The following is a 12041-nucleotide window of genomic DNA, read 5'->3' as shown; positions in this document are numbered from 1 at the left end:
GCAGATGCTCAAAGACGCCCGCCGCTCACCCCCAGAATGGTACAACTTCCTCGACAGCTTTGTGGGCGAAGAGCTCCTCGTCGCTCGCATCAAAGCGAAATCTACGCGGTAGCAATCGGGCGGTTACGAGGACATCGAGTATGATGTCGTTTTCTTGAATGGAATGAGCAAGCCATGCAGATTTCCATACTGGGTATCGACATCGGAAAGAATAGCTGCAGCGTTGTTGGGGTAGATGACCGCGGCGCTGTAGTTGCCCGTCGAACGATGCGGCGACAAACATTGATCGAATTCGTCGAGAAGCTGCCAACCTGTGTTATCGCGATGGAGGCATGCTGCGGTGCTCACCATCTTGGTAGGCTCTTTACCTCGAAAGGTCATGGGGTCCGGCTGATGTCGCCGGAATACGTTCGCCCCTATGTGAAGGCGCAGAAGAATGATGACAGAGATGCCGAGGGCATCGCCGAAGCGGCATCTCGCCCGACGATGCGGTTTGTCGAACTGAAGAGCCAGGAGCAGTTGGATATCCAGACATTGCATCGGGTTCGATCACGGCTGGTCGCGGAGCGAACGACCTTGATCAATCAGCTCCGCGCGCGGGACGAATGGCGAATGCTTGACAAGAAGATCGACGCGTTGAACGCAGAGTTTGTATCGCTCGCCAGGCAGAACAGCGCGATGCGCCGCCTGACATCGATTCCGGGTATCGGCGTGCTCAACGCCACCCCACTTGTAGCCGCTATTGGTGATGCCGGTAGTTTCAAGCATGCCCGAGACCTCGGAGCATGGTTGGGGCTTGTGCCACGACAGTTCACCACCGGAGGCAAGGCGCGTCTGCAGGGGATAACAAAGCGTGGCAATACTTATCTGCGGACCTTGCTGGTCCACGGCGCGCGAGCGGCAATGCACACTCTCAGTCAAAGTGACACGCCAATCGAGCAATGGCTCCGGACTATGTTGTCTCGAGGCATCCAGCGCAATGTCGTGATCGTGGCCTTAGCCAACAAGCTCACGCGTATCGCCTGGGCGGTGTGCGCAAGGGGCAGCCCTATGAGAGGACCTACGGCGTGGCGGTAATCTGAGTTATTGGTTGCTCGGAGGAGCAGCCTACGATGTTTGCGAGTGGAATGGAGATGGCCTGACAGTTGATCGGCGTTCAGATAGCCCAAGCGTGGAAATGGTTCATTGGAACGGTGTTGGTTATCGTGGCTCTGGACGTGCGGATATCCATATTGGCAACGGCCTGACTGTAAGACCGAATACGTTGAAGCAGACTGCACAGGAAATCAAAAAACAACTTGCAAGCAGGGCGGGCATACGTTTACCACGCAGAACTGAGCCGGTTAAGACCGGGTCGCCAATCGTCTCCTTTCAAACGCTTAACGGTTGCTTATCGTGTAGCGTCGTATATCCCATTGACATATCCTTTGTCGCACATTGCTTTCGGGATATCCAATCTGTAGATGCCAGAGGAGTATGTCATGGAGCAGGGCGCGGTATTTCAAAGTAATCGTAGCCAGGCCATCCGGCTTCCAAAGGCAGTCGCTCTTTCGGATGATGTGAAGAGTGTCGATATCGTCGCGGTCGGGCGTACTCGAATCATAGCCCCCGCAGGTGAGGGTTGGGACAGCTGGTTTGAAAGCGCTGGCACAACCGCCGACTTCATGAGCGAGCGCGATCAGCCTGCGTTTGGAGCTGATTTATGGCGCAGAGAAGTCGGCTAGCCCAGAACGAAACTTGGCCGTGGTTGAGGGATTAGCAGCTCGCCTGAAAGTTATGTCTTATGACGAGCTAGCAGCCACCCATACTGGCCAGTTGCGTGCTGAACTTGCACGAAACGGAACGCCCTTTGGTCCATATGATCAATTCATAGCTGGAAACGCTCGGTCGCGCGGATTGATCGTCGTCACAAACAACCGCCGTGAGTTTGATCGCGTGGCAGGCTTACGCGTGGAAGACTGGACCGCCTAACTCCCTGCTGGGTTCGGGACCTGTTGTCCAACCTGACTGGGCTAGACAGAAATCTAACGGGTCGAGTGTTCACATCCCATAATTGGACGGCCCCTGACCCGCAAGATATTTCGAGATAGTTTGATCTGGTCGCTTGCGTCCATATGTCCGGCCTGTCGTCGCGTTCGCACATGAACGCTGGCCAAGATGGTTTCCGCAACACAGGCGCCAAACATCAAGACGGCCTTGAGGGGCCAATGGGATCTTCGGAGTATTCTGTGTCTCGGACCGATCGATCACACCATCTGCTATTATCTTGCAAGTTGTAGTATCGCAAACACGTGGCGAAGATCAGGACGGCTTGGCTGCTTGCGTCCCCATCTTCATGCAGCGAATCCCGGTATGGCCGGTCCTGATTTTACGCTGTATGTCTCTCCCGAGACCATGAGTTTCCAAGCTATGCGCGCCATCTTGTTGGCGAGTGCGACAGCTGCCAATTTGGGCGGCTTTCGCGTGAGCAGTTCCGCTAGCCATCGAGAAGCCCTGCCAGACCGCCGCGCGTGATGAATGACAGCTGTTGCTCCAGCCACCAAGACGGCACGCAGAGCTTCGTCGCCGGCTCGCGTGATACCACCGAGCCGCAGCTTACCGCCGGTCGAGTGATCTTTTGGCGTCAACCCGATCCAGGCTGCAAACTGGCGGCCAGATTGAAAGAGCTCGGGAGCGGGTGTCTTCATGATCAAGAGAGCCGAACCGATTGGGCCAATACCGGGAATGGTGTTGAGGCGTATGCTGCGTTCGTCGTTACGCTGCCATGCCTTTACCTTTACCTTGACCTCCACGTCCGCAATCTTTTTCTCCAGTTCAGAGAGGTGGCTCGGTTTGTCTGAACAGTTTCGAGCGTTTGGTTAAGTGGATTTCGCCTCGATTATGCCGCCACCATCATCGGTGCCAGCGCGTTGAAGTAGGCCTGATCCGGCGTCTGCCGGTCAAGAGATGAATATGGACGTCGAGTATTGTAAAAGTTCAGATAACGACCGATCCCCGCGCGGGCCTCGGACACGGTCTTGTAGGCGTGGAGGTAGACCTCTTCGTATTTGATCGAACGCCAAAGCCGTTCGAGGAAGACATTGTCCCGCCACGCGCCCTTGCCGTCCATCGAGATGGCAATCTCAGCTTTCTTCAGCACCGTCGTGAAGTCGATGGATGTGAACTGCGATCCCTGATCGGTGTTGAATATGTCCGGCTTTCCATAGCGCAGCGCTTCCTCGACCGCTGCGATACAGAAGTCCGCCGATCGTGTCCCGGGAGATGGTGTAGCTGAGTAAGGGTGGTCATCGAGATTTTCCGCTAGGGTTGGGTTTGTTCAAGCACAACCTGATGGAAAGACCACCGATGACCAAAGACATGATGGACCTTCGCTCACTCGTTGAGAAGAGCGCCGACGCGGATTTGCTGCGGGAGATGATTGGGTTTGCGGCCGAAAAGCTGATGGAGCTGGAGGTCGGCTCAAAGACTGGCGCGGCCTATGGCGAGAAGAACGACTTTCGACTTGCTCAACGAAATGGCTATCGAGATCGCGACTGGGAGACGCGCGCCGGAACTGTCGAACTTCGTATTCCCAAGCTGCGGACCGGCAGCTATTTCCCGAGCTTTCTGGAGCCGCGCCGCATGGCCGAGAAAGCTTTGACCGCTGTGATCCAGGAAGCTTATATCCAAGGCGTTTCGACCCGCTCGGTAGACGATCTGGTCAAAGCAATGGGTATGAGCGGCATCTCCAAAAGCCAAGTTTCCAGGCTTTGCGAAGAGATTGACCACAAGGTGAAGGCCTTTCTGTCCCGACCTATAGAAGGCGACTGGCCATACCTGTGGATCGACGGTGCGCCGTGCGGCGCGGGAGGTGCGTATGAGTTAGCGTGACCTCTCAAGCTTGCCGACTTCTAACCGGCGGCTGAGATGCCGCCCGATTTACAGGAGCAGTGGATCGAAGGGGGCCAAGAAGCTCGACCGGGCGTCGCCGGTTGGGTTGCATAAGCAGATTGGCCTTAACTGTACCGGATGCGGGCCATCAACCGCAGGCCGGGCTACCGCAGTACCTATGGCGAGACAACGAAGTGGGCGTCCGAAACCTCGAAACACAGAAATCGCTTGCACTGGCGTGATGGCGTGGAGGCACGGAAGAGCAATCAGAGGCGATAAGGCTCGTCTATCCTTACTGCCGGGATCTCTCTTGGAGACCCGAGATGGGACTGGCTCCTATGCCCCATCTCCCGCATTGCACGGGGTAGAGCTCACCGCCTAATGGCACAAGGTTGGGAATCGGAACACGGGAACTTGGATCGTCTGCCCGGTCGGAAGCCGGGCTCGCTGCGACGGCCAGATAGGGACGACACCGAGGGCGGAGCTTTCGTAGTAGTCGGAGTGCGGGAAAGCCGCATACAGGGCGAAGGGAAGCAGGAAGACGATAGGATTGTAGAGACGGAGGAGTGATCCGTGGACATGGATCTTCAGGCAGACAAAGTCTGGGTACTCGGCATTCAAAGCAAGCTCTATCAGTGGAGTAAGGCGAATCCCGACGATCAATGGCGGGACATGTGGGGTTGGTTGACCAACCTCAGAGTGCTCCGCCATGCCTGGCATCGTGTTGCCTCCAACAAAGGAGGACGCACGGCCGGGGTCGACGGGATGACGGTGGAACGCATCCGGAATAGGAGTGAAGTTCGCTTTTTGACCGATCTTCAGGCTGATCTGCGCAGTGGCGCCTATCGGCCAAGTCCGGCAAGACGCAAGCTCATTCCGAAGGCTGGAAAACCGGGGCAATTCCGGCCCCTGGGCATCCCCACCATCAGAGATCGCGTTGTACAAGGCGCGGTCAAGATTCTTCTGGAGCCGATCTTCGAGGCGCAATTCTGGCATGTCTCTTATGGGTTCCGACCCGGTAGAAACACGCATGGCGCCTTGGAGTACATTCGTCGGGCAGCCTTGCCCCAGAAACGGGATAAGGACACCCGACGAAACCGGCTGCCATACCCTTGGGTCATTGAGGGGGACATCAAAGGATGCTTTGACAATATCAATCATCATCACCTACTCGATCGCGTGCGCAAGCGCATCAGGGATCGCCGGGTGGTGCGATTGGTCGGATCGTTTTTGAAAGCAGGTGTCTTGGCGGAGGATCAGTTCCTGCGGACGGATGCCGGTACCCCTCAAGGCGGGATAATCTCACCGTTGCTCGCAAACATCGCGTTGAGCGCGATTGAAGAGCGCTACGAAAGGTGGAAGTATCACCGTCGAAAGACCCAAGCCCGTCGCAAAAGCAACGGGGTGGCAGCAGCGGCAAGCGCCCGGGACAGTGATCGCATAGCAGGACGCTGTGTGTTTCTGCCTGTGCGTTACGCTGACGACTTCGTGGTTCTTGTGTCTGGTTCGCTGGAGGACGCGACGGCGGAGAAATCTGCACTCGCCGACTACCTGATCAAGACCACAGGGCTAACGCTGTCGCCGGAAAAGACGAAGGTTACAGCCATGACAGAGGGCTTCGAGTTTCTCGGATTCCGCTTCGGCGCCTATTGGGATAAACGCTACGGCTACGGCCCACGCGTGGAAATACCAAAGGCGAAGGCAGCCAACCTGCGTCACAAAGTCAAGCAACTGACGCAACGCGACAGCATCTCCGTCAGTCTTGGCGAAAAGCTCCGGAGGGTAAATTCCATCACCAGCGGATGGGCGAATTATTACCGCCACTGTGTAGGCGCCGGCCGGGTGTTTGTCGCACTCGACTGGTACATCGGTCTGCGTCTGTACTGCTGGCTACGTAATAAGCGCCCAAAGGCAACGGCGAGTGAACTGTGGGGCTCAAAACAGCCGAGCAGGCGCCGGGCAACGAGACGGGTCTGGAAAGAAGGGTCCATTGAGCAACATGTGCTCAGCTGGACGCCTGTCGGGCGATACCGTCTTGCATGGATGGATATGCCTGACTTTGCCATGTCTTCTGGAGAGCCGGACGCGTAACGAAAGGCGCCCGTCCGGTTCGGCGAGAGGCGATGCGAGACCTGCCGCCGTAATGCGGTAAGGCGCGTATCGCCTACTCATCCCACCTACCTCAAGGTCCGGCGCGGTGGCCGCGTCGTCTCCGTCGCTGTCATTATCGCAATCGGCGTTAACACTGATGGACGGCGCGATGTTCTCGGCATGGAAATCGGCACCTCCGAGGCAGAACCGATCTGGACGGAATTCCTGCGCAAGCTCACCCGCCGCGGCCTGCGCGGTGTTAAGCTCGTCGTATCCGATGCCCACGAGGGCATCAAAGCCGCCGTTTCCAAGGTCCTATCGGCGACCTGGCAAAGATGCCGAGTCCACTTCATGCGCAATGCATTGGCGCATGCTGGAAAGAGCGGCCGGCGCGTCGTCTCAGCCTTCATCGCAACGGCCTTTGCCCAGGACACACCCGAAGCTGCCAGCCAACAGTGGCGCAGCGTTGCCGATCAGATAAGGCCAAAGGTGCCAAAACTCGCAGGCCTCATGGATAGCGCCGAAGAGGACGTCCTAGCCTACATGACCTTTCCAAAGCAGCACTGGACCAAGCTCCACAGCACGAACCCAATCGAGCGGTTTAACGGTGAGATCAAGCGAAGGACGGAGGTCGTGGGCATCTTTCCCAATGACGACGCCATCGTCAGACTCGTCGGCGCCCTGCTACTCGAGCAAAATGACGAGTGGGCGGTTCAGCGCTCGCGCTACATGACGCTGGAAACCATCGCCACAATGAGCGATGATCAGATTATCAACTTGCCCGCCGCAAGTTGACCCATTCCCGGCCTTGGCCGGAAGGCTCGATGATGAACCGAGCTACACCACGGCATGGGACACGATCAGTCCGCCTCCATCGTGATCGAAATTCGCCACGACAGAACCCGACGACTGAAACAGTCCACAACGGCGCAGAGGTAGACAAAACCACGCGCCATGGGGATTTAGGTCAGGTCCATCGCCCATACCTGATTGGGCCGGGTAACCGCCAGCTTGCGCAGAAGATAGGGATAAATTTTGTGACCTGGCGCTGGTTTGGAGGTGTTCGGGCGGCGATAGATCGCCTCGATGCCCATCTTCTTCATCAGCGTAGCAACATGGAGCCGCCCGGCATTCAACCCTTCTCCTCTCAAAAGCCCTTGCAACATCCGACTTCCCGCGAACGGATATTCGAGATGCAGCTCGTCGATCCGGCGCATCAGGGCAAGATCGCAGTGCCGCTGACCTGGATGCATGCGGGCGAAGAGACAGTAGAGGCTGATTTGCAGCCGAACTTCGCTTCGGCGGAACTGCCCGAGCCCCGCAAGCTCAAGCAATTGCGTACATTGGGGGAGAGGGGCTTCGTCCGTTCGATAGAAGCCATGCTGAACGATATCGAGACATCCTCGCCAGGGACGGCACGGTTCTGTCGCCATATGCGGTTCCTCGTCGCGAACTATCGGCTTCGCGATTTTCTGGCCGTCCTTGAGGAGGTGAAGAATGTCTGACCTTGCCGCCGCCAACCGCGTCCTCGGTCGACGATTCACCTGACGCGCTTTTCATGCTGTCGGACGCCCTGACGCTCGAACGCATGGATGTGCTGACTTGCAATAGTGGCCGGCAGGCAATTTCGCTGGCAAACAGCGGTTCGCCGGACATCGTTCTGATGGACGCGGTGATGCCCGGCCTTGACGGTTTCCAGACATGCCAGATCCTGAAAGCGGAGCGCGGCTTTGAGGACATCCCGATCATATTCATGACCGGCTTCAACGAGAGCGAACATGTCGTGCGGGCACTGGCCGCGGGAGGGGTCGACTTCATCAGCAAGCCGATCGAACTGAACGAGCTGTTCGCGCGCATGCGCGTCCATCTGGGCAATGCGCGAAGGGCTCGTTCTGCGCGGCGTGCGCTGGATTCCACCGGGCGCTGGATCGTCGCCTGCGACAGGAACGGACGAATCCACTGGTCGACACAACAGGCCGCCGACCTGATGCAACGCGCCGGGATCCGGTCCGACCAGGGCGCCTACCTGCCGTGGGAGATCGTGGAACTGGTTGGCCTTGCCGCCGAGCAGTTGCCATCCGCCGCGCTTGGCCAGGCGCTTCGTTATTCACGCAACGGACAGGATCTGGAATTCCGCATATTGTCCGATGACGGGAATGACGAATTGCTGTTGCGGCTTGTCGACCGGCACCGTGGAACGGATGAGGAGCCACTCGCAAAAGCCTTTGCATTGACGTTGCGGGAAGCGGAGGTGCTGCTCTGGATTGCGCACGGCAAGGCGAACAAGGAGATTGCTGACATCCTGGAAATGTCGCCGCGCACCGTCAACAAGCACCTGGAGCAAATCTTCAACAAGCTTTCCGTCGAGAAGCGAACCTCCGCAGCGACGATGGCGGTGAGGGTTCTGTGGCGGGATAGCTGATAACCAGAGAGACCTTGGATTGCCAGCTGCGTCTTGGACTGGCCGGAGAGTTTTTATTATCCTCTGAATCAAGGGATCAAAGCCTAGTTTCTTCCGCATGAAGAGCCATGCGGTTGATAATTGATCAACCAGCTCAAGAGCGCTCGGATACGGCCAGAGTGTTCTCGAAATTTCAGCCACATGCACTTTCAAAAGTCACCATTTCGATGCCGAGATCGGTGATCTTTATCTGCTCAAGAACTTGCCTGTCCCACCGGCGAAAACCGCCCAATCCGGAAATCTTTCAGGGGTATTTGCGTTTGGCCCGTCGCGATAAACTCCGCCATGACGTCACCCACTCCGGGTCCAAGCTGGAACCCGTGTCCACAAAAGCCGAAGGCGTGGTAAAGGCCTTCAGTCGTCGCGGATTGTCCCATGACGGGCAGGCCATCGGCGACATAACCTTCACAGCCCGACCAGGTGCGGATCACCGAGACGTTCGCAAGCGCTGGCAGCAAGGGCAGAAGTGCCCTTAGCTGTCCCGGTAGGCGGGCGGGATCGGCCTTGGCATGGCCGCTGTCCAGCGAGACATCGGTGCGTTCCGCTCCGCCCCCAAACACGATATTGCCGCGTTCGACCTGGCGAAGATAACCGCCGCCATGTTCATGGCCCCAGACGCCGACGACCGGCAGAACCCGATGTGGAAGCGGTTCGGTGACGCCCATTTGCGGACCTTTGGCGACGATCGGTACCGGTTCGGAAAATTGCTCGGCAATCCGTGCGCCCCAGGCGCCGGCCGTATTGAGGAGTATCGGCGACGAATAAAGACCTTTCGAGGTTCGAACTTCGAAACCGTGTGGCGTTTTCCCTATGCTCTCGACAGTGGTTTCCTCGACGATTTCCGCGCCGAGCCGGCGCGCGGCATCGGCAAAGGCGGGCGCAATAAGGCGAGGATTGCCGCTGCCGTCCTGCGGGGAAAAGGAGGCGCCGATTGCGGTCGGGCCGAGGCCCGGAAAACGGTTCTGCACCTCTTTCGGGCCGAGTTCCTCCAGATCCAACCCCCAGGGCCGCGCCGCCTCGGAGAAGCTCCGCATCTCATTCAGCCCCTTCTCTGTAAAGATGAGACGAAGATGGCCGGTGGCGCGAAACTCGACATCGCGCCCAAGCAGCTTTTCCGCTTCTTTCCAAAGGGCCAGCGACCGGTGGGCGAGGGGGAGTTGGGGCAGATATCTGCCGCTTCTGCGGATATTCCCGAAGGATGCGACGGTCGCACCACTGCCGACACGGTTTCGCTCGATAAGCGTGACACGCAGTCCGCGGCGCGCCAGGAAAAAGGTCGAGGCTGCGCCCATCAGGCCACCACCGACAACAATCACATCCATCCGGCTTCCTCGTCATCCTGAAAATCGCATGAAGAGTGACCGATCCGGCATGGTCAAGTCAAAGTCGAGCTTTGGGCACTCCCATAAGTCGGACCTATGGGTTGGTCCGTTCGAGGGCATAAGTTCTGCTTATGGGATATCGCCCTTTCCGTCTTGGACCGACGTGGTTCCATCGTGCCAGCTTTGCATAACCAGACGGAAAGGGATCCAATATGGACAATGCGCCAGCGCCCGGCAAAGACCATCTCAAGGAACAGGATTGGAAGGTCGGCGTCGATATCGGCGGAACCTTCATCGACTTCTGCGCTCTTGAAACGCGCTCAGGCAGGGTCGCCTCCTTGAAGGTTCTGACCACGCCGGACGATCCGGGCGCGGAACTGATGACCGGGCTTTCGCTTCTCGCTGAGCGCGAAGGGCTCGATCCGACTTCGATCAGCCGCTTCGTGCATGGTACGACGGTCGGCATCAACACCGTCATCCAGAGGCGCGGCGTGTCGCTGGCGCTGATGACCAATGCCGGCTTCGAGGACGTGATCGAACTGGCGCGCCTGAGAATGCCGGACGTCTATTCGCTCTTCTGCTCGCGTCCCGACCAGCTCATTTCGCGTGACATGGTCTTCGGCATTCCGGCGCGACTGAGAGCCGACGGCAGCGAAGCGCAGGCGCCGGACATGCAGGCCGTCGTCGAAGCCGTTACAACCGCCAAGGCAAAGGGTGCATCGGGCATCATCATCTCCTTCCTCCATTCCTGGCGCAACGATGCCCAGGAAGCGGCGGTCAAGGCCCAGATTGCACAGTCGGCTCCCGATCTGTTCGTCTTCACATCCTCGGAAGTCTGGCCGGTCATTCGCGAATACGAGCGCACCACCACAGCCATCCTCAACGGCTACGTCCATCCGCGTGTTTCCGGATATCTGACGGCGCTGGAGGACAAACTGGTTTCCCGTGGAGTAACGGCTCCGGCGCTGCTGACCAAGTCGAATGGCGGGGTCATGAATGCGGCGGAGGGCAAGCGCTCCTGCGTGCAGATGCTACTTTCCGGTACCGCATCCGGCGTCATCGGCGCCGCCTGGCTTGCTCGCCGCGCCGGTGAAAAGCATATCCTGACGCTCGATATCGGCGGTACTTCGGCCGATTTCGCGCTGATCATCGAAGGCGAGCCGCAATTCGGTACGGGCGAACTGATTGGCGAGTTTCCGCTGCATATTCCATCGGTCTCGGTCAGTTCCATCGGCATCGGGGGCGGTTCTATTGCAAGCGTCGATGCGCAGGCCGTCTTGCGTGTCGGACCGGAATCGGCCGGATCGACGCCGGGACCGGCGTGCTATGGGCGTGGTGGCACTCAGGCGACCGTGACGGATGCGATGGCGGTCTGCGGCTGGCTCGGCCATAGCCAGATGGCTTACGGCCAGTTGCAGATCAATGTCGGCCTGGCTCGCGCGGCAGTCTCCAAGCTCGCCGACCAGATCGGCCGTACGGCCGAGGAAGCAGCGCAGGCCATTCTCGATATCGCCATTTCCGAAATGTTCGTGGAGGTCGAGAAGCTTGCCTCGCGTGCAGGCGTCGATTTGCGGGAATTCACCTTGATGCCGTTCGGCGGCGGCGGGCCGATGCTCGGCGCTTTCCTGGCGCGGGAGTTCAAGATGGCGAAGGTCATCGGGCCACCGCGTCCGGGCGTCGTCTCGGCGCTGGGCGGCCTGGTGGCCGATCTTCGCGGCGACTTCATCCGCACTGTCTTCACGCATATTTCCGCCGAGGCGACACCGCTGTTGCGCAAGGCGCTGGATTCGCTGTCGGCCGAGGGGCTGGCGTGGCTTTCGAAGCAGGGACATCAGGGGCCGGCGACGCTGTATGTTTCCGCCGACATGCGCTATGTCGGCCAGAGCTTCGAGATCGAGGTGCCGGTTCAGGCAGCATGGATCGCCGAGGGCAAGCTCAGCCCCATCAAAGACGCCTTCCATGCCATGCATGCGAAGCTCTACGATTTCGACGATCCGGACGGAGAGATCGAGATCGTCAACCTGCGCCTTTCGGCGATCGGTGCCGGTCCGGCTCTGGAGCTTCCGGTCGAGGCCGAACATGGCGGTGTTGCCGCGGTGCCGGAGCGGGAGATCCCCGTCTTCACCGGCAAGGAGTTCGAATGGATCGGCCTTTACCGGCGAGATCTTCTGCATCCGGGCGGCCGGTTCTCAGGCCCGGCGGTGGTCGCGCAGGAAGATACGACCTTTGCCATTCCGGCCGGCGCCACGGTCGATGTCGACCGCCACCTGAACCTGCATCTGACCTTCTCGGAGTAA

General features: G+C 58.7%; 6 protein-coding genes and 7 pseudogenes. 9 read left to right on the top strand and 4 right to left on the bottom strand.

What is annotated here, in order from left to right; genetic code table 11:
- The first annotated feature begins 174 nt into the window (after positions 1 to 174).
- From ACI3K0_RS26665 to vapC, 3 genes and pseudogenes are all read left to right on the top strand, one after another.
- Positions 175 to 1082 (top strand): annotated as a pseudogene (locus ACI3K0_RS26665) (IS110 family transposase).
- A 399-nt stretch (positions 1083 to 1481) separates the two neighbouring features.
- Entirely contained in the window at positions 1482 to 1724 is a 243-nt protein-coding gene (vapB, locus tag ACI3K0_RS26660; RefSeq protein ID WP_206829004.1) for a type II toxin-antitoxin system VapB family antitoxin, read from the top strand.
- Positions 1690 to 1971 (top strand): annotated as a pseudogene (vapC, locus tag ACI3K0_RS26655) (tRNA(fMet)-specific endonuclease VapC); the annotation flags it as partial. The gene vapB and the pseudogene vapC, both read left to right, overlap by 35 nt.
- A 362-nt stretch (positions 1972 to 2333) precedes the next feature.
- Here vapC and ACI3K0_RS26650 read toward each other — a convergent pair.
- Both ACI3K0_RS26650 and ACI3K0_RS26645 read right to left on the bottom strand, forming a co-directional pair.
- Positions 2334 to 2816: pseudogene (locus ACI3K0_RS26650) on the bottom strand (IS110 family transposase); the annotation flags it as partial.
- Between the two features lie 62 nt (positions 2817 to 2878).
- Positions 2879 to 3253 (bottom strand): annotated as a pseudogene (locus tag ACI3K0_RS26645) (transposase); the annotation flags it as partial.
- A gap of 92 nt (positions 3254 to 3345) precedes the next feature.
- Between ACI3K0_RS26645 and ACI3K0_RS26640 the strand changes: the two are divergent.
- From ACI3K0_RS26640 to ACI3K0_RS26630, 3 genes and pseudogenes are all read left to right on the top strand, one after another.
- Positions 3346 to 3828: pseudogene (locus ACI3K0_RS26640) on the top strand (transposase); the annotation flags it as partial.
- 621 nt (positions 3829 to 4449) lie between these two features.
- Positions 4450 to 5961, top strand: a complete 1512-nt coding sequence (gene ltrA / locus ACI3K0_RS26635; RefSeq protein WP_404946562.1) for a group II intron reverse transcriptase/maturase — start codon at positions 4450 to 4452, stop codon at positions 5959 to 5961.
- Between the two features lie 84 nt (positions 5962 to 6045).
- Positions 6046 to 6756 (top strand): annotated as a pseudogene (locus ACI3K0_RS26630) (IS256 family transposase); the annotation flags it as partial.
- A 71-nt stretch (positions 6757 to 6827) separates the two neighbouring features.
- On the opposite strand, the pseudogene ACI3K0_RS26625 reads toward ACI3K0_RS26630, so the two are convergent.
- Positions 6828 to 7190, bottom strand: a pseudogene (locus tag ACI3K0_RS26625) (IS3 family transposase); the annotation flags it as partial.
- Between ACI3K0_RS26625 and ACI3K0_RS26620 the strand changes: the two are divergent.
- Together ACI3K0_RS26620 and ACI3K0_RS26615 are read left to right on the top strand one after the other, a co-directional pair.
- Positions 7155 to 7466, top strand: coding sequence for a hypothetical protein (locus tag ACI3K0_RS26620; protein WP_404946563.1), 312 nt, complete (start codon positions 7155 to 7157; stop codon positions 7464 to 7466). The pseudogene ACI3K0_RS26625 and the gene ACI3K0_RS26620 overlap by 36 nt on opposite strands.
- 2 nt (positions 7467 to 7468) lie before the next feature.
- On the top strand, positions 7469 to 8383 hold the full coding sequence (locus ACI3K0_RS26615) for a response regulator (RefSeq protein WP_404946559.1): 915 nt from the start codon (positions 7469 to 7471) through the stop codon (positions 8381 to 8383).
- 233 nt (positions 8384 to 8616) lie between these two features.
- Here the strand turns inward: ACI3K0_RS26615 and ACI3K0_RS26610 are convergent, their stop codons facing one another.
- Complete coding sequence (locus ACI3K0_RS26610; protein ID WP_206829002.1) at positions 8617 to 9744, bottom strand: FAD-binding oxidoreductase; 1128 nt, start codon at positions 9742 to 9744, stop codon at positions 8617 to 8619.
- Positions 9745 to 9956: 212 nt separating this feature from the next.
- On the opposite strand from ACI3K0_RS26610, the gene ACI3K0_RS26605 reads away from it, so the two are divergent.
- A complete protein-coding gene (locus ACI3K0_RS26605) occupies positions 9957 to 12041 on the top strand; it encodes a hydantoinase/oxoprolinase family protein (protein WP_206829001.1) in 2085 nt (694 codons plus the stop codon).

Origin of the sequence: Rhizobium sp. ZW T2_16 (assembly GCF_044987325.1) — a bacterium.
Lineage (GTDB): Bacteria > Pseudomonadota > Alphaproteobacteria > Rhizobiales > Rhizobiaceae > Neorhizobium > Neorhizobium cellulosilyticum.
The sequence above is the reverse complement of the archived record's forward strand: the minus strand, read 5'-3'. Positions and strand labels throughout refer to the sequence as shown.

Coding starts and splice junctions, on each gene's coding strand:
- vapB (WP_206829004.1), top strand. CDS start 1,482: ATGGAGCAGGGCGCGGTATTTCAAAGTAATCGTAGCCAGGCCATCCGG.
- ltrA (WP_404946562.1), top strand. CDS start 4,450: ATGGATCTTCAGGCAGACAAAGTCTGGGTACTCGGCATTCAAAGCAAG.
- ACI3K0_RS26620 (WP_404946563.1), top strand. CDS start 7,155: ATGCAGCTCGTCGATCCGGCGCATCAGGGCAAGATCGCAGTGCCGCTG.
- ACI3K0_RS26610 (WP_206829002.1), bottom strand. CDS start 9,744: ATGGATGTGATTGTTGTCGGTGGTGGCCTGATGGGCGCAGCCTCGACC.
- ACI3K0_RS26605 (WP_206829001.1), top strand. CDS start 9,957: ATGGACAATGCGCCAGCGCCCGGCAAAGACCATCTCAAGGAACAGGAT.